At 47.6% G+C, this 21,467-nt stretch carries 28 protein-coding genes and 1 riboswitch; of the genes, 17 read left to right on the top strand and 11 right to left on the bottom strand.

Translation table 11 applies throughout. The annotated features are described in order from the left end of the window. Positions 1 to 27: 27 nt before the first annotated feature. The gene (locus tag ASG02_RS05035) at positions 28 to 756 is read right to left on the bottom strand and encodes an SDR family oxidoreductase (RefSeq protein ID WP_056061522.1); all 729 of its coding nucleotides are present in this window, start codon (positions 754 to 756) and stop codon (positions 28 to 30) included. Positions 757 to 841: 85 nt separating this feature from the next. On the opposite strand from ASG02_RS05035, the gene ASG02_RS05030 reads away from it, so the two are divergent. The 8 genes from ASG02_RS05030 to ASG02_RS04995 all read left to right on the top strand — a co-directional run bounded on the left by ASG02_RS05030 (position 842) and on the right by ASG02_RS04995 (position 6,864). Continuing rightward, positions 842 to 1,291, top strand: a complete 450-nt coding sequence (locus ASG02_RS05030) for a hypothetical protein (RefSeq protein WP_056061519.1) — start codon at positions 842 to 844, stop codon at positions 1,289 to 1,291. Positions 1,292 to 1,575: 284 nt separating this feature from the next. Further along, on the top strand, positions 1,576 to 2,118 hold the full coding sequence (gene amaP / locus ASG02_RS05025; RefSeq protein ID WP_035407854.1) for an alkaline shock response membrane anchor protein AmaP: 543 nt from the start codon (positions 1,576 to 1,578) through the stop codon (positions 2,116 to 2,118). 15 nt (positions 2,119 to 2,133) lie between these two features. After that, positions 2,134 to 2,340, top strand: a complete 207-nt coding sequence (locus tag ASG02_RS05020) for a DUF2273 domain-containing protein (protein ID WP_035407857.1) — start codon at positions 2,134 to 2,136, stop codon at positions 2,338 to 2,340. Between the two features lie 42 nt (positions 2,341 to 2,382). Then, complete coding sequence (locus tag ASG02_RS05015; protein WP_035407860.1) at positions 2,383 to 2,820, top strand: Asp23/Gls24 family envelope stress response protein; 438 nt, start codon at positions 2,383 to 2,385, stop codon at positions 2,818 to 2,820. Between the two features lie 135 nt (positions 2,821 to 2,955). After that, positions 2,956 to 3,294, top strand: a complete 339-nt coding sequence (locus ASG02_RS05010) for a hypothetical protein (RefSeq protein WP_056061516.1) — start codon at positions 2,956 to 2,958, stop codon at positions 3,292 to 3,294. A 107-nt stretch (positions 3,295 to 3,401) separates the two neighbouring features. Next, positions 3,402 to 4,160 (top strand): glucose 1-dehydrogenase, encoded by a 759-nt coding sequence (locus ASG02_RS05005; RefSeq protein WP_056061513.1) that lies wholly within the window; start codon positions 3,402 to 3,404, stop codon positions 4,158 to 4,160. A gap of 115 nt (positions 4,161 to 4,275) precedes the next feature. Next, complete coding sequence (locus tag ASG02_RS05000) at positions 4,276 to 5,190, top strand: methyl-accepting chemotaxis protein (protein ID WP_313350705.1); 915 nt, start codon at positions 4,276 to 4,278, stop codon at positions 5,188 to 5,190. 384 nt (positions 5,191 to 5,574) lie between these two features. Further along, complete coding sequence (locus ASG02_RS04995) at positions 5,575 to 6,864, top strand: MATE family efflux transporter (RefSeq protein ID WP_056061510.1); 1,290 nt, start codon at positions 5,575 to 5,577, stop codon at positions 6,862 to 6,864. A 40-nt stretch (positions 6,865 to 6,904) separates the two neighbouring features. Here ASG02_RS04995 and ASG02_RS04990 read toward each other — a convergent pair whose 3' ends face one another. Next, positions 6,905 to 7,504, bottom strand: a complete 600-nt coding sequence (locus ASG02_RS04990; RefSeq protein ID WP_035407868.1) for a TetR/AcrR family transcriptional regulator — start codon at positions 7,502 to 7,504, stop codon at positions 6,905 to 6,907. 110 nt (positions 7,505 to 7,614) lie between these two features. Here ASG02_RS04990 and ASG02_RS04985 point away from each other — a divergent pair, with 110 nt between their 5' ends. Further along, entirely contained in the window at positions 7,615 to 8,142 is a 528-nt protein-coding gene (locus ASG02_RS04985) for a hypothetical protein (RefSeq protein WP_056061507.1), read from the top strand. A 16-nt stretch (positions 8,143 to 8,158) separates the two neighbouring features. Here the strand turns inward: ASG02_RS04985 and ASG02_RS04980 are convergent, their stop codons facing one another. Next, on the bottom strand, positions 8,159 to 8,542 hold the full coding sequence (locus ASG02_RS04980) for a hypothetical protein (RefSeq protein ID WP_035407873.1): 384 nt from the start codon (positions 8,540 to 8,542) through the stop codon (positions 8,159 to 8,161). 145 nt (positions 8,543 to 8,687) lie between these two features. Here ASG02_RS04980 and ASG02_RS04975 point away from each other — a divergent pair, with 145 nt between their 5' ends. Then, entirely contained in the window at positions 8,688 to 9,095 is a 408-nt protein-coding gene (locus tag ASG02_RS04975) for a hypothetical protein (protein ID WP_035407875.1), read from the top strand. 26 nt (positions 9,096 to 9,121) lie between these two features. On the opposite strand, the gene ASG02_RS04970 is transcribed toward ASG02_RS04975, so the two are convergent. Then, positions 9,122 to 9,691 carry a recombinase family protein gene (locus tag ASG02_RS04970; RefSeq protein ID WP_056061504.1) on the bottom strand — a complete coding sequence of 190 codons (570 nt, stop codon included), beginning with the start codon at positions 9,689 to 9,691 and terminating at the stop codon, positions 9,122 to 9,124. A gap of 199 nt (positions 9,692 to 9,890) precedes the next feature. Here ASG02_RS04970 and ASG02_RS04965 point away from each other — a divergent pair, with 199 nt between their 5' ends. Beyond that, positions 9,891 to 10,364, top strand: coding sequence for a hypothetical protein (locus ASG02_RS04965; protein ID WP_056061501.1), 474 nt, complete (start codon positions 9,891 to 9,893; stop codon positions 10,362 to 10,364). Between the two features lie 10 nt (positions 10,365 to 10,374). Beyond that, on the top strand, positions 10,375 to 11,076 hold the full coding sequence (locus ASG02_RS04960; protein WP_056061498.1) for a nucleotidyltransferase domain-containing protein: 702 nt from the start codon (positions 10,375 to 10,377) through the stop codon (positions 11,074 to 11,076). Between the two features lie 70 nt (positions 11,077 to 11,146). Here the strand turns inward: ASG02_RS04960 and ASG02_RS04955 are convergent, their stop codons facing one another. Further along, positions 11,147 to 11,932, bottom strand: a complete 786-nt coding sequence (locus tag ASG02_RS04955; protein ID WP_056061496.1) for a pentapeptide repeat-containing protein — start codon at positions 11,930 to 11,932, stop codon at positions 11,147 to 11,149. 44 nt (positions 11,933 to 11,976) lie between these two features. On the opposite strand from ASG02_RS04955, the gene ASG02_RS04950 reads away from it, so the two are divergent. The 4 genes from ASG02_RS04950 (at position 11,977) to ASG02_RS04935 (ending at position 13,742) form a co-directional block, all read left to right on the top strand. After that, positions 11,977 to 12,408, top strand: a complete 432-nt coding sequence (locus ASG02_RS04950) for an N-acetyltransferase (RefSeq protein WP_056061492.1) — start codon at positions 11,977 to 11,979, stop codon at positions 12,406 to 12,408. Next, positions 12,405 to 13,028: a hypothetical protein gene (locus tag ASG02_RS04945; protein WP_056061491.1), complete on the top strand. Its 624-nt coding sequence runs from the start codon at positions 12,405 to 12,407 to the stop codon at positions 13,026 to 13,028. The genes ASG02_RS04950 and ASG02_RS04945 overlap by 4 nt, the downstream gene beginning before the upstream one ends. A 32-nt stretch (positions 13,029 to 13,060) precedes the next feature. After that, entirely contained in the window at positions 13,061 to 13,390 is a 330-nt protein-coding gene (locus ASG02_RS04940; protein WP_056061488.1) for an antibiotic biosynthesis monooxygenase, read from the top strand. 115 nt (positions 13,391 to 13,505) lie between these two features. Next, positions 13,506 to 13,742 carry a hypothetical protein gene (locus ASG02_RS04935; RefSeq protein ID WP_056061485.1) on the top strand — a complete coding sequence of 79 codons (237 nt, stop codon included), beginning with the start codon at positions 13,506 to 13,508 and terminating at the stop codon, positions 13,740 to 13,742. Between the two features lies 1 nt (position 13,743). Here the strand turns inward: ASG02_RS04935 and ASG02_RS04930 are convergent, their stop codons facing one another. Continuing rightward, the gene (locus ASG02_RS04930) at positions 13,744 to 15,015 is read right to left on the bottom strand and encodes a hypothetical protein (protein ID WP_056061483.1); all 1,272 of its coding nucleotides are present in this window, start codon (positions 15,013 to 15,015) and stop codon (positions 13,744 to 13,746) included. Then, the gene (locus ASG02_RS04925) at positions 15,012 to 16,280 is read right to left on the bottom strand and encodes a hypothetical protein (protein WP_056061480.1); all 1,269 of its coding nucleotides are present in this window, start codon (positions 16,278 to 16,280) and stop codon (positions 15,012 to 15,014) included. The genes ASG02_RS04930 and ASG02_RS04925 overlap by 4 nt, the downstream gene beginning before the upstream one ends. 154 nt (positions 16,281 to 16,434) lie before the next feature. Here ASG02_RS04925 and ASG02_RS04920 point away from each other — a divergent pair, with 154 nt between their 5' ends. Beyond that, on the top strand, positions 16,435 to 17,253 hold the full coding sequence (locus ASG02_RS04920; protein ID WP_056061477.1) for an alpha/beta fold hydrolase: 819 nt from the start codon (positions 16,435 to 16,437) through the stop codon (positions 17,251 to 17,253). 71 nt (positions 17,254 to 17,324) lie between these two features. Here the strand turns inward: ASG02_RS04920 and ASG02_RS04915 are convergent, their stop codons facing one another. Genes ASG02_RS04915 through ASG02_RS04900 form a run of 4 tightly spaced genes read right to left on the bottom strand, consistent with a single transcriptional unit; the run spans position 17,325 to position 21,204 of the window. Next, positions 17,325 to 18,356 (bottom strand): NAD(P)/FAD-dependent oxidoreductase, encoded by a 1,032-nt coding sequence (locus ASG02_RS04915; RefSeq protein WP_056061474.1) that lies wholly within the window; start codon positions 18,354 to 18,356, stop codon positions 17,325 to 17,327. Positions 18,357 to 18,411: 55 nt separating this feature from the next. Next, positions 18,412 to 19,134, bottom strand: coding sequence for an energy-coupling factor transporter transmembrane protein EcfT (locus tag ASG02_RS04910; RefSeq protein WP_069201463.1), 723 nt, complete (start codon positions 19,132 to 19,134; stop codon positions 18,412 to 18,414). Next, entirely contained in the window at positions 19,106 to 20,635 is a 1,530-nt protein-coding gene (locus ASG02_RS04905) for an ABC transporter ATP-binding protein (protein WP_056061471.1), read from the bottom strand. The genes ASG02_RS04910 and ASG02_RS04905 overlap by 29 nt, the downstream gene beginning before the upstream one ends. Then, entirely contained in the window at positions 20,632 to 21,204 is a 573-nt protein-coding gene (locus tag ASG02_RS04900) for an ECF transporter S component (protein ID WP_056061468.1), read from the bottom strand. Before ASG02_RS04900 ends, ASG02_RS04905 begins: the two co-directional genes overlap by 4 nt. Before the next feature lie 100 nt (positions 21,205 to 21,304). Beyond that, positions 21,305 to 21,404, bottom strand: a riboswitch (TPP riboswitch). Positions 21,405 to 21,467: the final 63 nt, after the last annotated feature.

Here is a 21,467-nt window from a genome sequence, read left to right as displayed (position 1 = left end):
CTAATGAGGGGTCCTGTCTACATTCAATTAAAGTTGCGCTGTCGGACGAATTAAGATCTCGTTGACCGCGACATCTTCTGGTTCGTTGACAGCATATGCGATAGCACGCGCAATCGCGCTTGCATCAATGGCTTTCAAGTCACCAATTCCTTGTTTGATCTCTTCATCCGAGATATGGTCCTTCAATTCCGTATCGACCGCTCCCGGTGAGATGATTGTTGCACGGATGTGATTGTCGACCGATTCTTCCTTACGAAGACCTTCCGTGATGGCGCGCACCGCGAATTTCGTACCGCTGTAGACGGCGCTCGACGGCATGACTTCATGACCGGCGACAGAAGAGATGTTGATGACATGTCCGCTTTTTTGTTCGCGCATATACGGCAGGACTGCTCCGATTCCATGGAGTACGCCTTTAATGTTGACGTCGACCATCGTGTTCCATTCGTCCTGCTGATTCTTATGGAGGTGCGATAGTGGCATTAATCCAGCGTTGTTGACGATGACATCAACAGAACCATACTTGTCTTTCGCAAGTTTTGCGAGTGCATCAATTTGCTCACGATCGGTAACATCCGTCACTTGATAAACGGCTTGACCACCTTCAGCTTCAACCGCTTTGACAAGCTCTTGCAAACGATCTTCCCGACGTGCAGCAAGAACGAGTTTTGCTCCTTGTTTCGCAAGCTCTTTCGCGGTTGCTTCCCCAATACCGCTTGATGCCCCTGTAATGATGACGACTTTATCTTGAATCATCTGAACTCCTCCTTCTGAATAACGTACTCCTTGAGAGATATTGCCGCTTTTGTTGATTTAAAAACATCACGTAGGAGGTTTGTCTATGAAACCTTTTTTATTTATTGGATTGATTGTGATTGCGATTGCAGTCGGATGGTTTTTTTCACGTGATCCATTTCGACATCAACCACCAGAACCTACCGTGACAATCGAAAACCGTGAAGTAAAGGTATATAGAGGTACCTATAGTTGGTCAGGCATGTTTCGCGGAGAAACAGCTGATGCAAAGGCCGAAGCCGTCGATTTAGTAAAAGGTGATTCGAGTACGCGAGCAAATCCTGAAGATCGATTGACGATTCGTTTTGAAGACGGACCAGCTCCGAAGTCCGTCGCGATTGTCTTATGGTCGGTCAAAGATCATAAAAAGATGGAAACATATAAGAAGATTGAGCGGATTACCGTTCCTTCGACTCCCGGAAAGTATGTCTATCAGATTAAAGCCGATTGGAAAGAAGGTAATGGCGATTTTGCCTTTCCAATTGATGTGAAATGAATAATGGAATAAAAACATATTGACAGGATATATGTTTAGTGGTAAATAATTCGAATGCTGACCTCTTCTTAAGGTAGAAGAGGTTTTTTTCGTGAAATATAGTAAATAAAGTATTAGTTTCGACTTATTTAGTCTGAATAAACAGAATATATGAACATTTGAACGAAAGTGTATTTAAATGTTTCGGGTTCTAATGAACGGGAATAAACACACCATACACATAATATTTCATGTGTTGAATCACCTAGGTGAAAGAAGTCAATAATCGTAAAGGAGAGGTGCAGATGAATGGGTTCAATCGATTCTTACTCGTCATCATAGGCATACTCGGACTAATCAGTGTCGGGCTGCTTGTGCTCGGTGTGTATGATGTTCCACGGCTTAGTTCGTTAATCGAGCAGTGGCAGGATCAGCAATGGTATAGCTATACCGTTCTATCCATTGGAGGATTTTTAGCATTCGTATTCGTCATTCTATTATTCACAGGATTATTTAGCCGCTCGAAAGGTCAACGACTGTTGATTCAAACGGGTGACGGAACGATTACGATTTCGAAGGAGACGATCGAACGGACGGCTTTAGAGTCGATTCGTGGAATCGGTGGTGTACGGACACCGCGTGTCCATGCCGATATCCATTCGAAAAAAGAAACGGTCGCTTTAAAAGTCGACTGCTCGGTCTTTGGACAAGATGGGTTACCGACGATTGCGAAGGAAATTCAAGAACGAGCTAAACAAGCTGTCGAATCCTTACTTGAGTTGCCAGTAACGAGTACGAAAGTCACGATCAGTGACACGAAAACGAAAACATCGGAACGTGTCGTCTAAAGGAGGAGAGGGAACATGAAGACAAGAGAAGCACTCTATCCGTATCGGTTCCGACTGATCGGGGGACTTGCCGGTCTAATCCTCGCCATCTTATTCCTGACGATTGGCTTTGGTCCGACAATCCTTATCGTTGCCTTCGCAGCAATTGGATTTTTAATTGGAAAATGGCGCGATGGTGCACTCGACATTGAAGGGTGGATTCAGTTCTTTCAACGGGACTGATTCATATATAACTTACTAAACATTTAAAAGGAGAGATTTCAAATGGCAAACGAAGTAAACCCAACAACTGAAAACGAAGTGGTACGCGAGAATAAATTGACATTCGAAGATCAAGTCATCAAAAAAATTGCTGGGATCGCGTCGAACGAAGTGACAGGCATCTTGTCAATGAGTGGTGGATTCATGAGTGGACTGACGGATCGTCTCCGGAGCACGGAAGACATCACAAAAGGAATTGGTGCCGAAGTGGGAGAACGTCAAGTTGCACTCGATTTGAAAGTCATCGTCGAATACGGCAAAAATATTCCGTCAATTTTCCAAGAGACAGTCGCTAAAATCAAAAAATCAATCAGTGACATGACAGGCCTTGAAGTCGTTGAAGTCAATATGCATGTCGAGGATGTCATGACACGTGCCGAGTTCGAAGCTAAAAATAAATCGAACAACGAACAAGAAGAAAAAAGCCGCGAACTGCAATAAGCAAGTCGAAAGACCCGACAAACTCGTCGGGTCTTTTTTCATGTATTCATCAAATAACGTAATTCTCAAAAGTAGCGGTTAGATGGGGTACGATAGATATAAGAATGATCATTTGTTTAAGGAGGCATCACATCTTTGAATCAAAACGATTCGTATTATATGTGTCCCGTATGTGGATGGAATAAACTCGAAAATCCGCCATATTATGAACACTTTGCGGGGAGTAACGAAATTTGTCCATGTTGTGGTTTCGAGTTCGGTGTGGATGATTTCGACTGCGCGGAAATAGACATGGAACAGTTGTCAGATGAAGAAATCGTTAGACAAGCACATGAAATCTATCGACAAAACTGGATTGATAGTCACTTTAGATTATTTGATCCAAGTATATTCCAAGCATCGTTGAAAATCGGACGGCGACTACGTGCTGAAGTCGCGATGAACCAATTACAACGAACTAGCTATAGGACCTGACGAAACTCGTCGGGTCTTTTTTTCATGGAATCGACATGACGTTTGATACATTTGATGATGAGAACGGGAATAGATTAGTATCATGATAGACGAAAGGATGATTCAAGATGCGACTAACAGGAAAAACGATCATCGTCACCGGAGCCGGCTCAGGAATGGGTGAAGCCATGGCAAAATTGTTTGCACAAGAAGGCGCACGAATCGTCGCAGCGGACATTCGGTTGGAAACCGTTGAACGGGTCGTCTCTGACATCAAGGAAGCGGGCGGAGAAGCGATGGCTGTTGCGAGTGATATCGCACAACAAAAGGCAGCAGGACAACTCATCAAACAAGCAATCGACGCTTTCGGTAAACTGGACGTTCTCGTCAATAATGCCGGGATCATGGACGGGATGGAGGGCGTGGCAGACATCTCAGATGAACGTTGGGATCATATCCTTGCAGTCAATACGACAGGAACAATGCGTCTGATGCGCGAAGCGGTCAAACATTTCAAGGAAGTAAAAGGTGGTGTCATTCTGAATAACATCTCGATTGGCGGTCTGAATGGTGCCCGAGCAGGAGCAGCCTATACGGCTTCCAAACATGCCGTCATCGGTCTGACGAAGAATACCGCCTTCTTTTATGCCGGAGATGGTATTCGCTGTAACGGAATCGCACCTGGAGCTGTCGAGACGAACATCGGACAATCGATGTCGAATCTGAATGAATTCGGGATGGGGCGCGCGATGCTTGGCATGGGTCTCAATCCACGAGCCGGTCAGCCGAATGAAATCGCAAATTTGGCATTGTTTCTCGTGTCCGACGAGGCGAGTTTCATCAACGGGGCAATCGTCGTCGCAGATGGGGGATGGAGTGCGTATTAAAATGAATACTTTATTTACTAGATTTTAATTTAAAATAGCAGGAACTTGTCGATATAAGGGATAATATGACAATAGGTAAACCATGACCTCAGTTTGAATCCAGGGAGGAATCGGCATGTCGATGCATGAGCAAGTAACACAGGTCACCGACACACAAGTCATTCGGGCAATCGAACAAAATCTAGCCATCATTCGTTTTGATGATCGACGCAAAGTCGCATACGTAAATGAGTTGTTTGCCCGGACGATGGGGTACGAAGTGGAAGAGTTAATCGGTAAATACCATCGTGATCTCTGTTTTCCGGCTTTCGTTAATAGTCCAGATTACGAGTTGTTTTGGCGAAAATTGATGCAAGGCATCACGTATCAGGATAAGATTGAACGCCGGGCTGCTGACGGACAACAGAAGTGGCTCGAAGCGACATATATGCCGATTTACTCGGATGACGGACGCCGGGTCGTCGGGGTCTCGAAAATTGCATCGGACATCACGATTCGCCAGCAGGACGTTTTACGAATGGCGGCCGAACTCAACGAGACATCAGCCTTCTTGACGGTCAAATCGGAAAGTGGTCGACAAGACGGTTTGAACGTTCTTGCGACTGTCCAACAAATCGAGTCGGAATCCGTCGAGAACTTATCGAGTCTTGTCGCCTTGCGTAAAGATGCAAACTCGATCACTGACATCGTCAAGACGATCCGTGAAATTGCCGCGCAGACGAATCTACTCGCCTTGAATGCGGCCATTGAGGCAGCACGTGCTGGAGAACATGGACGCGGATTCGATGTCGTCGCGACCGAAGTCCGAAACCTGTCGAATAAAGTCTCGCATTCGATCGGAGAAATCAAGGAGAATATCGAAGGGATCGTTGAGCGGATCAAGGAGGTCTCGCACAGTATCGAACGGATTTCAAGCAAGGTAAAGGACAGTACCGGTCAGCTTGAACATACGGTGAGTGAGTTCGATCAGTTGGCTGATTCTGCGAAACAACTGGAGCACCAGGCCAAACAATTCGTCGATGTCTTATGAACGAGTGACACTATTTAAATAGACTTAAGAAGTCAGACCCTAGGTCCGGCTTCTTTTTATGCATTTACAAAAAAATATGGCAAACAATTAGCAATGCAATGCTGTTATAGAGGTAGAAAAAGAATACGAAAAGATCGCAAATAAAGAAAATATCACACTATTTATTTCACTTACCAAATTTATTCTTGTAAAATTAGATACAACATGAAGTTTAATCTATACAATTGGTTCATGCTACTAAAACCATAGTGTTTAGAAAAAGAGTTTGATATCCTTAGGGCTTACATACCTTGTATGTTCGAAAATTATTTTGAAGGGATGTGAACCAATGATTTTTGAACTAACTACTACATCATTTGTCTTACATATGAAGGTCCAACTAGTATGGTGAGTACTCAACCGAACCACAAAACGTTTTGGTTACTTGCCTATCCGCTCATTCTCTCAAGTATTGCGACACCGTTGCTTGGTGTGACCGATACCGTCGTCATCGGTCAATCGGGTGATCCGCGCGCGATCGGTGGCATAGCTGTTGGTGCCGTCTTCTTTAATACAATCTACTGGTTGTTCGGCTTTTTAAAAGTCAGTACGACAGGATTCAGTGCTCAGGCAAGCGGCGCGAATGACGCCCATGCCTTACGGATTTCGCTCTACCGACCGCTGTTCCTAGCAGCTTGTATCGGTTTGCTCATTCTATTGTTTCGTCAGCCGCTCGAGCAGCTCGGACTCTATTTACTTGCACCACCCGCTGATTTGCTGGATGCGGTCAAGACATACATCTCGTACCGGATGATTGGCGCACCATTCGTCTTGATGGGTTATGCGTTACTTGGCTGGTTAATCGGAACGGGACAAGTCAAACATGCTTTGTTCGTCCAATTATTCAGTATCGGGGTCAACGTCGTACTCGATATTGGATTCGTCTACGGATTGAACACCGGTGTTGCTGGAATTGCGCTTGCGACCGTCATCGCGGAAATCAGCATTGTCGCCTGCAGTCTCTATCTGATTCGGAGTCATTTGTCGATGACGCGCGACGAACTGCGTGCCTTGACGGATTGGCACGCCTACCGTCAATTCTTTCGTGTCAATCGAGATTTATTCATTCGAACGATTTTCCTGTTACTCGTTACCGGCTGGTTTACACGAGCGGGAGGACAATTCGGACCAGATATCCTTGCAGCCAATGCGATCCTACTGCAGATTCAGTATCTGATCTCCTATTGGTTCGGTGGACTCGGTCATGCGTCAACCGTTCTTGTCGGTCGGGCGAGAGGGCATCAAGATCAGGAAGCATACCGGACGAGTGTCCGTTTGGCACGGACGTTCGGATTCTACTCAGTCGTGTTCTGGTCACTTGTGCTCCTATTCCTTGAAACACCGCTGCTTCAGTTGTTCACTTCAGAAGAAGCGATCCTAGACGCGGCGCGCGACTATTATCTCTGGATCATCATCCTACCGCTGATTGCCGGGTGGGCGATGATTTACGAAGGAATCTTTGCTGGTCGTGTCGAGGCAACTCCAGTCCGGAACTCGATGATTCAAGCAGGGATCGGTTTTGCGATTGTGCTGCTGTCGACATCAAGTTTTGACAATCAGGGAGTCTGGGCAGCATTTCTGACGTTCTTTTTAATTCGCTCCTTATCGTTGGTCCTCGTAGAAGCGAAACAATGAATAACCCGAAGTTCCCTCATGCAGATGAAGGAACTTCGGGTTATTTGTCGTCAATCGCTAAAGGACGGACGAATAGGGCATTCAAGTGATGGACAAGGACATGACGCAATCGTTCTTTCGGGAGACGTTCTGGTCGAAACAGCGCATGAAAGGCTAATCCATCAACGAGTGCTGCGAGACGTTCGCTCTCAAGCTCGATGTCTATATCTGCTCGGAACGTACCGTCCGGAATCCGTGTCAGTAATACCAGACACATGTGGTAAATGTCGTCTGGATTCTCTGTTGATTGAGACGCATATGCAGACATCATGAATTGGAACCAGACCTGCATCTCAAGCTGATGCTCAGGTGCATACGGCAAGACTTCTAGTAAGACGTTGCATAACGTCTCTTCTGGTGTTCCTCCTCTCTCGAAAATGGTTGTAATGCGTTCTTGGACCCGTTCTTGAACGAGTTGCATCGAGAAACGGAGCAATTCCTCTTGGGTCGTGAAGTAATACCGTAAGGCACCAAGGGACAGACCTGCTTCCTTGGCGATCGTCCGGACGCTAGCTTGTTCGATACCGACATTAGAAATCGTGCGCCACGTTGCTTTTGCGATGAGGCGTTTTCGTTCTTCGTGATTGACTTGTTTTGGCATACATTAAGTATATCAGCTTTTTTAGCACGAATGTATTAAAAAGACTAGTCAAGTGACGAATGTGATGTTATCTTTATAATACAGTCGTATTAAAAAAGGAGAGGATCACGATGCAACTCGTCGCTTGGGCAATCGTTTGTTGTGAAATTCTATTTTGGGTATTCATCGTCGCAGGACTGATCGTGCGTTATGGATTCAGACGAGAGAAGCTCGGTTTTCGATTGATGGCGATGTCACCCGTGATTGATATCGTCTTACTGGTCTTAACAGTGTTTGACTTAAGTCGCGGTAGCACAGCTACGCTTGCACACGGACTTGCTGCGATTTACATCGGCGTATCGCTCGCATTTGGGAAGCAGATGATTGCTTGGGCGGATAGGGTGTATCGCCGGGTGATCCTCAAGGAACAAGTAGCAAAAGAACGCATATCGCGTGCGCGACGGGAACGCAACGGATTCTATCGGCACATCCTGGCATTCTTGATTGGTGGTGCCTTACTCGGAGCAATGATTCTCTGGCTCGGAAATACCGAACAAACCGAAAGCCTCTTGCGGACGTTACAACTGTGGGGACTCGTTCTTGTGATTGATGGCGTCATCTCGATGAGTTATACCGTTTTTCCAGCTCGCTCTAAATAAAAACGAACCTTGGCTGTCAGCGGTCGACAGTGAAGGTTCGTTCCCGAATCGTATTCGTATGTACTTCTTTCCGGGCGTCGATTGAATCCAGAATGTGGATGATGTAGCGACGTCCTTTTTTATATCCAGTACGCGGTGGTTTGATTCGGATTTCTTTGCCGTCTAGGACTTCAATCTCCGTTTGCATCCGCTCACCATTTGAATCCGTCACGGTAACCGTACGGTTTGAGACTTGTTCCTTACGTAGTCCTTTCGCGTATTCGATGTCGAAAGTATGATACGAGGAGATGGAGCGGGCACGTGATTTGAAGTGTGGCTCGTCCGTCCGTTCGTCGAGAGTGCAGTAGCAACCCGTGAACAAGAGGCTCGCCGAGAGGAGTATCGAAAATAGATGTTTCACGAAAACGCTCCTTTATGTATTTGGTAATTTTAGTATAAGACAAATTTTAGGTTACGACAATCCTTCTTGAGACCGAGTCGTTGACATCTATTAAAATTGAACAGGTCCATGCTATAATCGACCGAGAGAAAGGAAGCGATACACCATGCCAGTACAACCAGACCAACGTGAAATCATCGTCTCGATTCGGACGAGTTATGACTTTAAAGCTGATACCGGACGCGCAATCCGTGTCATCGAGTTTCACGGACGCCGGACGACACTGTTCGATACGTTCGAAGCGTCGTCACCAAAACGAATGATTTTGATCGAGATGATCCGCGCCGTCCAATCTTTCAAGGAACCCTTCCACATCATCTTCAACGTCGAGTGTAACTTCGGCTTCAAGTATTTGACGGATCAGCGGAAATGGGAAAACCGGGACGTCGGGAATACGTTCCTCGACTTGATTGAACAAGGCGGTCATACGTATGAATTACGGGATTGTTCGTTCTATGAAGGCGGTAAAGCCCTCCAAAAATGGCTCGGCAACACATTAAAGCAAAATAGCTGACAAAAAAGGCTGATTCCACAATGGAGTCAGCCTTTATCCGTTGCATCGATCGTCTCGCTTTCGAGATATCGATACAATGTACTTTTACTAATACCGGTCTGTTCTCGGATATCAGCGAGCGAATACTCTTTGCTTTGATACATCGCAATCGCGCGGCGGACATTTTCATCGGGTTTGCGCGGTCGACCGGTCTGTTTTCCTTGCTCTTTTGCTTTTGAGAGTCCGGCACGCGTTGACATGCTGATGACATCACTTTGCAACTGGACCAGGTGGTTGGCCGTTTCAAGGAACGACAAGGATGCACGCTCGCTCGTGCGAATCTGTTCGCGGAGTGACCAAAGCGTCGCGCCACGTGTCTCCATTTGCTCGAGCACCTCAATCAAGTGCCGCGTCGAGTCTGCTAGGACGTAGAGATGCGTGACGATGACTTCGTCTCCCGCTTGCAGCGCCTCAAGCATCTGTTCAAGTTCCGTCCGGCGTTTGGCCGAATCATGGGTCTCGATGATACGTGTCGTCACATCAACCTTGTCGGCTTCCGCTTGTTGCGTAGAACAGTCTGGATCATCCGGATAGGGTCTCATATAGAAATATTGCATGGATGGAGCTCCTCTCTGTCGATCACGATCGACGTCAGTTCCTCATCAGTATACCGTATTCTCACCTTCGTGCCGTAGAAAACCGAAAACATGCCTTTCTTCTCATGTTCGGATCGACTAATTTGTGGTAAATTGAGTGGAAGTCAGTTTCTCGGACTCATTCTTATACCATTCATTCTTTTTAAATGAGGTGCTCATCATGAACAAAGAAGATCATCAACTCGCCCGTCAGCTTTTGACGACCTATTTCATCGGAACACAATTGGCGACGGTTCATGTCGCAGGCTACGTTACGCTCGAATTCATCAATTTGTTCGATACGACAGCGCCTGAACTGCGACTTCGGATCGAGACGGACCGTCTATTTTATGGTGATGTCGAGACGACACAGAATTGGGTCGTTCGCCATGCGACAAAGGAAGAGATGCTACACTTGATCGTCTCATTGCACGCGGAACGGATCACGGGTGTCCGGATCGGCAAGACGGCACCACATTTATTCTTGACCTTCAGTAACGGACAAACGCTCGTCCTGAATGGATCGGATACATATTACGAATCGTGGGCGATCGATATCGGTCTCGCGCCACACCGAGCCGACGCGACAATCGTTGCCGTACCGGGTGACGAACTAGCCGTCTTCTCCGGGATTAGCGAACAAGTTGAAGACTAAGTGGACACGCATGGAGTGGTGTGATTGGATCATGCCGCTCGTCGCGTCACGTTATCCGGATCATTGTGCCGTCTTACTTGCCGGTAGTCATACGCGAGGACAAGCGACCGTACAATCAGATGTCGATTTAATCATCTTTGAAGCAAGGCGACGGCAGGCATATCGGGAATCGTTTACCTATGACGGTGTCCCGATCGAAGCATTCGTCCATTCCTTTGAGACGATCGCGCATTTTTTCGAGAGCGACCGGGAACGTGGTCGCCCGTCCCTGCAACGCATGATTGCTGACAGCTGGACGATCGAGGATCATCCACACCTTGCCTCTATCCGCAAGGAAGCCGTTCAACAATTGGCGGATGGACCTGTTGCGTGGTCGAATCCGGAGCAACAACGCGCGCGTTATTTTTTAAGTGACTTGCTCGACGACTTCGAGAGTGTGACGAACCGCGCAGAAGGTCTAGCGATTGCATCACGTTTATATGAACAGAGCATCGAATTCGTCCTTCGTGCCAATCAACGCTACATCGGACAAGGGAAGTGGACAATTCGTGCTCTTGCGGAGTTTGACGAAGAATATGCCAGTCGACACACAATGGCTTTTGAGTTGTATTATCAGTCGAATGACCGCCGAGTCGTCATCGCGTTAGTCGACGATTATCTCACACCGTTTGGCGGGCGTTATTTTGACGGCTTTATGCTCGGCAAAAGATAACAAGCATACAAAAAGAGACACGTTTTCGGTCGATGATCCGAAAACGTGTCTCTTTATCGTTCGCTTCTGTTTAACGCCAATGGGACGGACGGAGCAAACGCGGCGGTAACTGTGTCGCCGCGTTGCCGATCGCGGCATTGATTTGTGCTTGTGTCAAAAAGAGCGCGTCTGTCAAATCCGCGTCTTTGACGTTACAGTCTCGCAGATCAGCCCCGAGAAAGTTGACACCGCACAAACGGCTATTCGACAAGTTCGTCGCCAGCAACCACTGGTTCTGAACGCTGGCACCTGAAAAATCTCGTTCTTGTAGCTGTTTTCCGACCCAGTCGCGTGGTGTCTGGTCGCGTCTTCCGCTATACTGAACTTGAACACGAGAAGCGATCATTTCAAGGAGGGGTCGGACGGTTTGACGGATTGACATCATGTCAAGCCGTGCAAATTGATCCGCCGGTAAGGCAGCGTATCGGGTCAATGCGGCAAGCGTCTCATCGAGTTGATTGTGGATGTCACGCGTGACATCACGTTTTCCGTCCGTTACGTACCACATCATCTCAAACAAGTGAACCATCTTCGGGAAGGCAGCATAAATCGCTTGGCGTCGCTTTGGTGCATCATCGCCTTGAAACGTCCGCTGTGACAAATGTTGCCCGGCACCAAAACAATCATAGACGGTACAGCCTTTGTAGCCGCTATCGCGTAACCGGTCATGGATGCGGCAGCTGTAATCCGCGTCAAGATTGCGACACGGTGTCGCTTCCGGTTTATCATGACCGAAATCACTGGATTTCGAAAAAGCGAGTGCCGTACAACATAAACCAAAACAATTTGTACAATCAATTTGGAATGTAGGTTCCATCGTATTCACCTCCACTACTACTATAGCAAGAAAGGAGTCCGGATATGCTGCAATTTCAACTCAATGAAAATGAAGGCGGACAAGATTGGATCAGACAACAGGTGCGACGCTATAACGTCGAGACTTCGCCGTTTCATGCCATAAAACGGTCAAATGGAACACAAGCCGTCACTCTGCTTGCGAAGCGAAACGATCAACCGATCGGTGGCATCACAGGAGATGCGTATTGGGGCTGGTTACATATTGAATGGTTCTTTGTCGTCAAGGAGGAGCGGGGAAGTGGACTCGGCACGACGTTATTTCATCGATTGGAAACATGGGCACGAGAAGCAGGAATCGACCGAATCCGTGTCGAGACCTTTTCATTTCAAGCGCTCTCGTTTTATGAACGAAAGGGATTCATCGAAGTCGGGCGAATCGATGATTATCCACCGGGTGCTAGCTATCACCTGCTCGTCAAGCAGGTCGACCGATGAAACGCCAACTTCTTTTTATCTTAGTTATTGGATTAGTACTCGGAGCATTGACGGGGATGTACCAGCGTCCAGAGACCCCTTCCTTCACTGCAAAAACGGTCACGAAGTTATATAAACAAATGACGAACACGTCGATCGAATCGCGTGATGTCTACTTCGTCGAACGATTGTCTGAACATTATGCCGTCGCATATCTTGAAGCGAAACATGATCGCTTGTTTCTGCTCCTGCAACAAACCGATGAGGCACAACGAATCGATCGAATCATTCGCACCAAGCAGACGACGGAGGCGGATTGGTTCGAGGGACGGTTACTTGCGACACCGGAAGGTCGGTATCTCGTCGCCTACGGCATGAATGGCTCAAAACAAATGAAAACGATTCGGTTCGAGCCGTATAAGATGACGGCTGATGGGGAAGTACCATTACGTCCGATGCAGCGCTCGTTAACCGTCGCGGGTCAGGAACGTTTCCATACCATCCAACCGTTACCGGATGCCTTCCCGCATTCGCTCTACTTCGAAATGATCGCGACGCGTATGGATGGAAAAGAGACGATCCAACGCTTGACGTCATTAAGCGAAAACGCATCTGCGTTTTCTATGACCCGTGACTTTTAGTATACTGAAGACGAAAAAAGGGGGAAAAGAACATGTGGATCGTTATGAATCAGCTACACGTCGTGAAGGGCGCAGCAGATCAAGTCGCAGCGCGTTTTAAGACGACGAAGGGAATCGAACGGATGGAGGGGTTCCACCGGATGCAAGTCCTCGTCGATATTAGTCAGGAAGAAGAAGACATCGTCACGATCATGACGATATGGTCGAATCAAGCGGCGTTTCATGCATGGCAGGAGAGTCAAGCGTATAAAGGGGTTCACCATAAACGAGATAATGGAACGTCCGAAGTCAAACCGCTCGTGACGTCGAATACCGTCACGGAATATGCGATCGTCGCCGACCATAGCGCTGCAACAGAATAAATACAAGACCCCTGAGAGGATTCTTCTCGGGGGTCTTGTGTGTAATAATACATTAGATTGTTTTACCGTAATCTGGGTATATTCTAACAAACTAGATGAAACGAGGTGGCATCGCATGGTCTATCGTAAACCTGTCGTCTCTAGCCTATCCGTCCTCGGTGGTATGATCCTGCTCTTCGGTTTCTTGACGAGCGGTGGCTTCATTTATCTCTACTTCTTCGTCTTACTGTTTGCTTGCGTCTCCTTCTTACGTGAACCGTTGACACGTAAAGAGTGGTTGCGAGAGGGGATCGCCTTCATCTTCTGGTGTTCCTTGATTTATTTACTGCAACACTTCGTCTACATGACATAAGTCATTTTTCATACTGCTCGAATAAAGGGAGGATGATGTCACGACCCGTTGCTGATAAGTGAATCGACACGTCACGCTTTGGATCCTTTAAGTAGATGTCAGTCTTTTTGACGCGTTTATCAAGATAGACTTCGTACTGTTGACCAGTCACGCCTTTTCGGAACGTCAAGTATTTCCACTTCGCCCTCTTGCCCCGTATATCAGCCTGTTCACTCGTCTTGATCGCTTTTTTTAATTTCCCGGATTCATCACTTGTCATCATGATCATGTTTTCCCAATCAATATCTTTTTCCGAAAAATGATTTCCTCGATCATCTTCTTCAAAACGGATATGCGAAAACTGTTTTTGATGGAACAGTGTCTCGTTTTGGTTTTCCGCAACGTCGTCGTCTGTTGTTCGATCCGGTCCTTGGACTTGGAGTTCAGTCGGTTGTTGCATCGTATGGCGAATCGATAATTCGTAGCGGAATTCGCGTCCGTTTTTCTCCGTTGCGATGACCGTTCCATAATGCTCCGGCGTGCCGTCACCCGGAACGAATCGGACCTTTCCTGGTTGTTTCATTGAATGGACCGGGTGTTCCACACGGCGTCCACCATACAACTGCGGTATACGAACCGAAACGTCGTATGTCGAATCGTATTGTTGATTGTAGACGAGATAGAGATTGACATCACGGGTGAACGGTGTCAGAGAATTCGCGTATGCGAAAGTCGTCGTCCGTGCATCTTTTTTTGTGACATCCGTTGCCTCGATGACGAGGTAACCTGATCCTGGAAGTTCTAATTTTCGAGCAGAATGGTCTGCGATTTTCTCATCAGGATTGAACCAGTCGTCTTTTTTTAATACAACAGGCTTCATGCTAAAGTTCTTCCGTTGTGGAGTCAGAGTAGTCTTCTTGAAGATGTCTTCTTTCTTTGGTAACGGATAGTACCCATTTTTAGATGATGTCTGACAATATAAATACGTCTTTTTCCCAGCTTTCACGTAACGAACGGTTTGACTATCATAATCTTCGAACGGATTCGTCATCATGACGGAATAGATGTTACCGACTGCGTAATTGACGGGTGCATCGCTCGCTTTAGATGCACACGTTTTTTGAATGACGGTTCGCTCTTTAGCTGACAAAGTGCGAGATTCTTTTTCGTTGAATTGCCCTCCATCATACATTTGTGATAAGTAATCCCATTTAAAATTCGGGGCGTCACTTTGGCAACCGCTTAATGCTAGTGTCGCTCCAAGTGTTAGTCCGATCCAGTAACGTTTATTCATTGATTGAGCACCTCACTAAGTGCTTCACTTGTCGTACCTGACAGCTTCGCACCTTTCATTGATCCCAGTTTGACAACATAGATTTCAAGCTTTTTAGCTCGTTTGCGTTCGAATAGTTCGAACGTTTGACTTTTTCCTTTGCGGATCAAGGTCAATTTTTTCTGTTTCAGCTTTGTTCCTTGTGGCTCCATCACATCGGTCTCTTTTAATTCTTGAGCCATTTTTTTTGCTAGTTTATCTGGAATGGCCGAGATGAATTTAAAATCGTTATCGACGAGCTGCTTTGGTGAGTCGTGAATGTAGCCGACATATGTGGTTGGTGATGCATCAAGAAAGCCATATTTGTAATTCGCAGGTTTTTTGTAGGTCTGATTGAGACGCATATATAGCGATGTTTCTTGAACGATTTTGCCTTCTTCTTTCTTCCAAACAGTCGCAAAAGGAACCGTCTGACCCATTGAAAGCGTAGCAGGAAGTTGCTTTCGCTTGATTTGATATGATTGCCCCATTACATGGTCTTGAATGACGGATGGAATCCCAATACGATCACCACTGGTCATGAGTTCAATCGATGTGTGCTGCAAACCACTATTCGGAATGACACGAAAAGCTAAATTCAATTCGGAACCGACTCGGGACTCGGTCGTCTCGAAGAGTGTTTGTTCTTTATCCTTATTTTTGTCTTTCATGAAGAGAACGAATTGCCCTTCCGGTGGTAAGGACAATTGATACGATGGGAAGAGGTAACGACCAAGTCCTTTCGTGTCTTTACTTTCTTCATTTTCTTGTTTTTGTTGATTCGTCACTTCTTTTGGGACAGGTTTAAAGCGAACGTCTGTCGATTTAGCTTTAAGCGGTTGGTTCGACCAATCGACGAATGGATAATCACTGCGCTTGATTTGGTGGATCGCATAATCCGCGTGGCGAATCGGCTGACACGCCAGATAGTCCTTTTTTTCGTCTGACAGGAAACGGACGTGCTGGAACTCGCGCCCTTGGACACTCGGAGGCAGGAAGTATAAATCAAATCCTTCGTGTTGCACATATCGATCAGGCAAGCGCATCATATCTGTTTTTTGCTGACAACCCTTCAACAAAGCCGCCGTTTGTTTTTTCGGGAGATCCGGTATCTCTTGACCATCAAAGGTAGTCGAGATACCACCCCAGTAATTGGCATCATATGTAAGATCTAAGTATTGTTCTTTTCCGCACCCAGCAAGGAGAACTGCTCCTGCGAGAATACCAGTATGTATATAGCGTCTCATGAAAACCCTCCTCTATACGATTGTCTGTATTTTACCATATTTTCTATAATAGACAGAATTTTCTATAACGCTTTAACATCAAGATGTTTGACATCCCTCGACTCGGGAATAATAGATGCATGCATGGTCAATCTATTACTATGGGGGTTTTATGATGGGTACATTCATTCAAGCAGTTGATGGCACGAAGATTTACGTTGAGGATGTCGGATCGGGTCAACCAGTCGTCTTTTTACACGGATGGCCGGCAAACAACAACATGTTCGAGTATCAAAAGAACCTGCTCGTCGAAGAAGGGTACCGTTACGTCGGAATCGATTATCGCGGTTATGGTAAATCAGATGCACCGGCAACGGGATATGACTATAAGACGATGGCGTCCGATGTCAATGAAGTCATCGAACAGCTGAAATTAACGAATGTCACGTTGCTTGGCTTCTCGATGGGAGGAGGAATCGCTTTGTCCTATCTCTTACACTACGGGGACTCAAAAGTCAGCAAGCTCGTTCTCGCAGGAGCTGCGGCACCTGTCTTTACACAACGCGACGGTTACCCATATGGGATGACGAAAGAAAAAGTTGATGCGTTGATTGCCGATACGAAACAGGATCGTCCGTCGATGCTCAAAGGATTCGGTGAAATCTTCTTTGCGAAGGAACATCCAGAACCGCTACAACAATGGTTCCATGGTCTTAGCATCGCCGCTTCGTCACACGGTACGATTCAGTCAGCAATCGCCTTGCGTGATGAAGACTTACGTGGAAAACTCGAGAACATCAAAGTCGATACGTTGATCATCCACGGTAAAAAAGACCAAGTCTGTCCGTTCGAGTTCGCGGAAGAAATGCAAAAGGAAATCCCACATGCGCGACTCGAAGTCTTCGAAGAGAGTGGACACGGGATGTTGCTTGACGAACAAGAGAAGTTCAACGAGACATTACTGACGTACGTTAAAGGAAATCAAACCGTCTAATCCAACAAGCCATGGACACGCGTCCATGGCTTGTTTTTGTGTACAGAAAAAGTGTGCGCCGGCGCACACTTTTATGAGCGATACTTCCGCATGAACCGTTGATCGATCCAGCGCTTCAGGTACCAACCGAACGGGTGCGTTGAATAATGACGACCATACAGGGAAACCGCATGACGCGATCCCATCGATAAAATCGTCAAATAGTTCGTTTGCGGACGATAGGTTTGCAATACCTCTTCCTCTAGGTATCGTAAAAGGTTCGTAAGCAAAATTGGCGCTTGTCGGACAGCTGTGACACCATTCTTCGGAACGTCGGGGTAGGCGATGAGGGTCGCCGCGTCACCCGCAGCAAACAAACTTGGATGATCGAGTGCTTGTAACTGTTCATTGACGAGTAAAAATCCGTCTTCGGTGAAAAGATTGCTGTCTGCAAACAATGCCGGAGCTTTGGCACCCGTCAAGCGGACGATTGCATCTGACTCGATTGGTGGATGATGCGTAAAGCGGAATGGTAGTTCGTCATCTATAGGACGTTCCCGGATCCAGTACACTTCGAGTTCTTTTAACCGTCTCGTAATGGCTTCCGCTGCCGGATGACGAGAAAGGATATCTGGATCCGTGATCAATGTGATCGGTACACCCGCCGCTCTCAAGGACGCCGCCATCTCGACGGCAGCTGCTCCGCTCCCAATCACGACCGGACGCTTTGCTTGTTGCAGTCGCTTTAATGTATCCGGTAACCGGTAGTTCGGTTTAATCGATAATCGCGTCGTATCTTCCGACCAGTCGAATGAACCGATATTCGTTGAGACGACGTCATAGGTGTAACGTCTGCCGGATGCACCGAAGACGACCTTTTCAACAGGGTCGACTTTGATGACGGTCTCCTTGATGAATGGTTTATCATAGGCACGACATAAGGCGGCGACGTCAATACGCATCTCATCCATGTCGTATGTTCCGTCAGCAAGCCCAGAGTACATGCCCGAGTAATATTGGTACGTCGAGGCGTTCAGGACCAGCCACTCGACGTCTTCTGTTGGTCCGTGTGTAATGCAATGCAGGTGAGCGTGACCTGCACCAATCAAGAGGATACGTTTCATGTCGTTCTCCTTCAATCTGTCTTGCTAGAGTGTACCCGGATACGGGTGGCGGTAATCATAGCCAAAAGACAAGACTGATGAATAGGAGGATGACCACGAGATAAATAATATCCTGACGCTGAACGACCGGTACCTCGTAATACGTTCGCTCTGCTGAAAAGTGACGGGCTTCGAGAGCAATCGCCATCCGTTCTGCCCGCTGGATCGATCGTGAGAAGAGCGGTAAGCCAATTGAAAGAAATCCATCACCAGGAAAGCGACTGTGCACATTGCGAATCATCCGGACTTGCCGCAAAACGCGGACTTCTTCGACCAGTTGCGGCAGAAAGCGAATCCCGGCAAGGAATCCGTAAGCAAAGCGGGGCGATAACTTCGCCTGATGGATCAAGCTCATTACGAAACGGGTCGCGTCGGTCGTCGTGACGAAAGCGAGGCTCAAGCAGACGAACGTGGCCATCCGCAAGGCAAGTAACCAGCCGTGCGCGACGCTTTCCAACGTGACATGAAACCAACCAAACGACCAAAGAGTATTCGTTCCTTTGCCGAAAGCCGCCATCATCCAGAACGTCAATAAGAATAATAGACTATACGGCGCAAGTCGCTTCAAGAAATCAAAAGGACCCCATCCGGAGAGGAGTAGCATTGCGATAGCAAAACTCAGGAATACTAACGTTTTGACCCAGTCATTCGTTGCAATCAAGGCAAACATGATCAAAAACAATCCGCTTCCCTTAATGACGGGATTGAGTTTAGCGAACGGGGACACGTTCGTTTGCATCACGTTTCACCTCCTGGAATTGGTACGAAAGTGGACGTTGTAGCTGACAGCGCTCGAGTAATGGAACGTCAGCGAATAACTCGCTTGGGCGACCGTCAAAAGCAATCCGTCCTTGCTCCATGACGAGGACACGATCCGCATACCGGGCGACGAGCTCCATATCATGCGTCGCCATGACGAGTGTCGTACCGTTCTGTTGTTCCATCTGTAACTGTTCCATTAAGCGTCGTGTCGTCAATCCATCTTGTCCGAAGGTCGGTTCATCGAGCAACAATAAGTCTTTCGTTTGTCCGAGCATCGTTGCGACGCTGAGCCGTCGTTGTTGCCCCGTACTAAGAGCAAGTGGTGACTGCTGTTTGACAGATGTCAGTTCTAGACGTTCGAGCAACGCCGCGCGCTTAACGTTCGTCGCTGCCCGGTGGCTCCAGTCGATTTCCGCTTCGACCGTCAGCTTAAGAAACTGCAGATCCGGTTGTTGAAAGACATAGCCAACGTGCTCATAAAAGCGACGCCGGGAGTAACGATGAACCGGACGTCCCTGGAGCTGATACGTTCCACGATTGGGAAGCAACCGCCCGAGTGTCGCAAGCAATGTACTTTTCCCGGATCCATTTGCCCCGAGCAGCATCACCCATTCTCCTGTCTGCAGGGAAAATGTCGCATCGGTCAGCGGATATGGTGCTTTCGTCGATAATGCAGCGACGTGTAACAAAGAGCGACCAGCTGTAGCGACGGGGGAAGGCACATGAAGTCGCGCCGCTTGCGGTCCATCTATGGGTAATGTCTCTAACGTATACGGATACAAAGAGGGAACGGCAATACCTTTCGTTTGAAGCTCTTTGTAATCCTGGGGGAACAGATCCCGTGGATCTGCTGTCGCAGTAATCGATCCGTCCTCAAGCAAGACGACCTGGTCGACGTACGACAAACAGACATCGAGTTGGTGTTCGATCAAGACGATCGTTAAATCGTGTTCTTTTTGAATCCGAAAAATCAACGCCATCAGCTCATGTTGTCCGATTGGATCAATCTGAGCCGTTGGTTCATCGAGTAATAAGATCGTCGGCTCAAGTGCTAGGACCGCTGCGAGCGCGAGACGCTGTTTCATTCCACCGGATAGACTCGCGATCGGTGTCGAGAAGGGGAGGGGGAGACCGACGAGTGCGAGTAAGCGTTCAATTCGTTCATCCATCTCCACGCGCGGAATCGAGCGATTTTCTAAACTAAAAGCGATTTCGCGTCCGATCGTCTCCATGCAGAACTGTTCTTCTGGATTTTGAAACAAGATTCCGACCGAACCGGACCGGGTAACGGTACCAGTCTGTTCGACTTCAATCGTTTCCGGTGTCAGTCCGGCAAGGGCATGAAGTAATGTCGTCTTGCCACTACCACTTCGTCCGAGCAGAAGGGTCATCCCTTGCTCAATCGTCAGCGATACATGATTGAGCACCGATTTCATCTGACCGGGATAGCGGATGCTGAGGTCGTCGACAGTAATCATGCGATTTCTCGTTTCGCACGTCCTGCCGCAAACCCGTTCAAGACACCAGTCGCAACAAGGCGACGGACGAGAATGGCTGCAAGCAAGCCACCGAGTAATGCGCCGCTGATCAATTGTAAGCCAGTTGTCGCAAGCAACGTCGACGTTGTGTAGTAACCGAATCCGTTCGCGATTAGACTATAAACGATGCTACCAATCGCGGCTCCGATACCCGATAACATCAAGGTCCATGTGTCATAACGACGGTAACGCGTCATCGCGAAGACGAGTTCCGCACCAAGTCCTTGGCAGACTCCGATCAGAAGAGCGGATAAACCAAAATGACTTCCCGTGAACAATTCGACGGCTGCCGCGACGACTTCCGCAATTAAAGCGGCACCTGGCTTTTGAATGATTGCCGCGACGAGCGGACTCGCAATGATCCAGATGCCAAACATCCAGTTGGCACCGACAGGACCGAAGATCGCTGAGATCGGTAACCAGAGTGTTGACCAACCAAGATAGATGACGCCGCAAGCGACGGCGAGCATCATCATGACCATGATTTCTTTCATTTTCCAGTGTTGCATTAGATACGTCCTCCTTTGAATGGGGGAGACGCCAAAAAAGACCGCCCTCCGTAAAAAAGAGAGCGGTCCTCAGAAAAACTGCGCGCAGCAGGAGTCATTGGATGTGATCGCTCCACTTTCCTACGCTAGTATGAACTAGATCAGGTTCGAAGGGTCCGAAGTGAATCGTCTCAGCCAATTGGGCTCCCCTAGTGGATATGGTAATAGGTGATACGCTGTTCACTTTAGGCAATCCAGCGTCTGTTGTCAAGACACAAAAAAAA

It is taken from the genome of Exiguobacterium sp. Leaf196 (assembly GCF_001423965.1).
Lineage (GTDB): Bacteria > Bacillota > Bacilli > Exiguobacteriales > Exiguobacteriaceae > Exiguobacterium_A.
This window is presented reverse-complemented; position numbering and strand designations above follow the sequence as displayed.

What these genes read in the sequence shown, in the direction of transcription:
- ASG02_RS04920 (WP_056061477.1), top strand. Translation starts at nt 16,435, where the DNA reads ATGGGTACATTCATTCAAGCAGTTGATGGCACGAAGATTTACGTTGAG.
- ASG02_RS04940 (WP_056061488.1), top strand. Translation starts at nt 13,061, where the DNA reads ATGTGGATCGTTATGAATCAGCTACACGTCGTGAAGGGCGCAGCAGAT.
- ASG02_RS05005 (WP_056061513.1), top strand. Translation starts at nt 3,402, where the DNA reads ATGCGACTAACAGGAAAAACGATCATCGTCACCGGAGCCGGCTCAGGA.
- ASG02_RS04915 (WP_056061474.1), bottom strand. Translation starts at nt 18,356, where the DNA reads ATGAAACGTATCCTCTTGATTGGTGCAGGTCACGCTCACCTGCATTGC.
- ASG02_RS04975 (WP_035407875.1), top strand. Translation starts at nt 8,688, where the DNA reads ATGCCAGTACAACCAGACCAACGTGAAATCATCGTCTCGATTCGGACG.
- ASG02_RS04985 (WP_056061507.1), top strand. Translation starts at nt 7,615, where the DNA reads ATGCAACTCGTCGCTTGGGCAATCGTTTGTTGTGAAATTCTATTTTGG.
- ASG02_RS04995 (WP_056061510.1), top strand. Translation starts at nt 5,575, where the DNA reads ATGGTGAGTACTCAACCGAACCACAAAACGTTTTGGTTACTTGCCTAT.
- ASG02_RS04965 (WP_056061501.1), top strand. Translation starts at nt 9,891, where the DNA reads ATGAACAAAGAAGATCATCAACTCGCCCGTCAGCTTTTGACGACCTAT.
- ASG02_RS05000 (WP_313350705.1), top strand. Translation starts at nt 4,276, where the DNA reads ATGTCGATGCATGAGCAAGTAACACAGGTCACCGACACACAAGTCATT.
- ASG02_RS05030 (WP_056061519.1), top strand. Translation starts at nt 842, where the DNA reads ATGAAACCTTTTTTATTTATTGGATTGATTGTGATTGCGATTGCAGTC.
- ASG02_RS04910 (WP_069201463.1), bottom strand. Translation starts at nt 19,134, where the DNA reads ATGCAAACGAACGTGTCCCCGTTCGCTAAACTCAATCCCGTCATTAAG.
- ASG02_RS04960 (WP_056061498.1), top strand. Translation starts at nt 10,375, where the DNA reads ATGGAGTGGTGTGATTGGATCATGCCGCTCGTCGCGTCACGTTATCCG.
- ASG02_RS04990 (WP_035407868.1), bottom strand. Translation starts at nt 7,504, where the DNA reads ATGCCAAAACAAGTCAATCACGAAGAACGAAAACGCCTCATCGCAAAA.
- ASG02_RS05020 (WP_035407857.1), top strand. Translation starts at nt 2,134, where the DNA reads ATGAAGACAAGAGAAGCACTCTATCCGTATCGGTTCCGACTGATCGGG.
- ASG02_RS04945 (WP_056061491.1), top strand. Translation starts at nt 12,405, where the DNA reads ATGAAACGCCAACTTCTTTTTATCTTAGTTATTGGATTAGTACTCGGA.
- ASG02_RS04935 (WP_056061485.1), top strand. Translation starts at nt 13,506, where the DNA reads ATGGTCTATCGTAAACCTGTCGTCTCTAGCCTATCCGTCCTCGGTGGT.
- ASG02_RS04925 (WP_056061480.1), bottom strand. Translation starts at nt 16,280, where the DNA reads ATGAGACGCTATATACATACTGGTATTCTCGCAGGAGCAGTTCTCCTT.
- ASG02_RS04955 (WP_056061496.1), bottom strand. Translation starts at nt 11,932, where the DNA reads ATGGAACCTACATTCCAAATTGATTGTACAAATTGTTTTGGTTTATGT.
- ASG02_RS04905 (WP_056061471.1), bottom strand. Translation starts at nt 20,635, where the DNA reads ATGATTACTGTCGACGACCTCAGCATCCGCTATCCCGGTCAGATGAAA.
- ASG02_RS05015 (WP_035407860.1), top strand. Translation starts at nt 2,383, where the DNA reads ATGGCAAACGAAGTAAACCCAACAACTGAAAACGAAGTGGTACGCGAG.
- ASG02_RS05035 (WP_056061522.1), bottom strand. Translation starts at nt 756, where the DNA reads ATGATTCAAGATAAAGTCGTCATCATTACAGGGGCATCAAGCGGTATT.
- ASG02_RS04950 (WP_056061492.1), top strand. Translation starts at nt 11,977, where the DNA reads ATGCTGCAATTTCAACTCAATGAAAATGAAGGCGGACAAGATTGGATC.
- ASG02_RS04970 (WP_056061504.1), bottom strand. Translation starts at nt 9,691, where the DNA reads ATGCAATATTTCTATATGAGACCCTATCCGGATGATCCAGACTGTTCT.
- amaP (WP_035407854.1), top strand. Translation starts at nt 1,576, where the DNA reads ATGAATGGGTTCAATCGATTCTTACTCGTCATCATAGGCATACTCGGA.
- ASG02_RS04900 (WP_056061468.1), bottom strand. Translation starts at nt 21,204, where the DNA reads ATGCAACACTGGAAAATGAAAGAAATCATGGTCATGATGATGCTCGCC.
- ASG02_RS04930 (WP_056061483.1), bottom strand. Translation starts at nt 15,015, where the DNA reads ATGAATAAACGTTACTGGATCGGACTAACACTTGGAGCGACACTAGCA.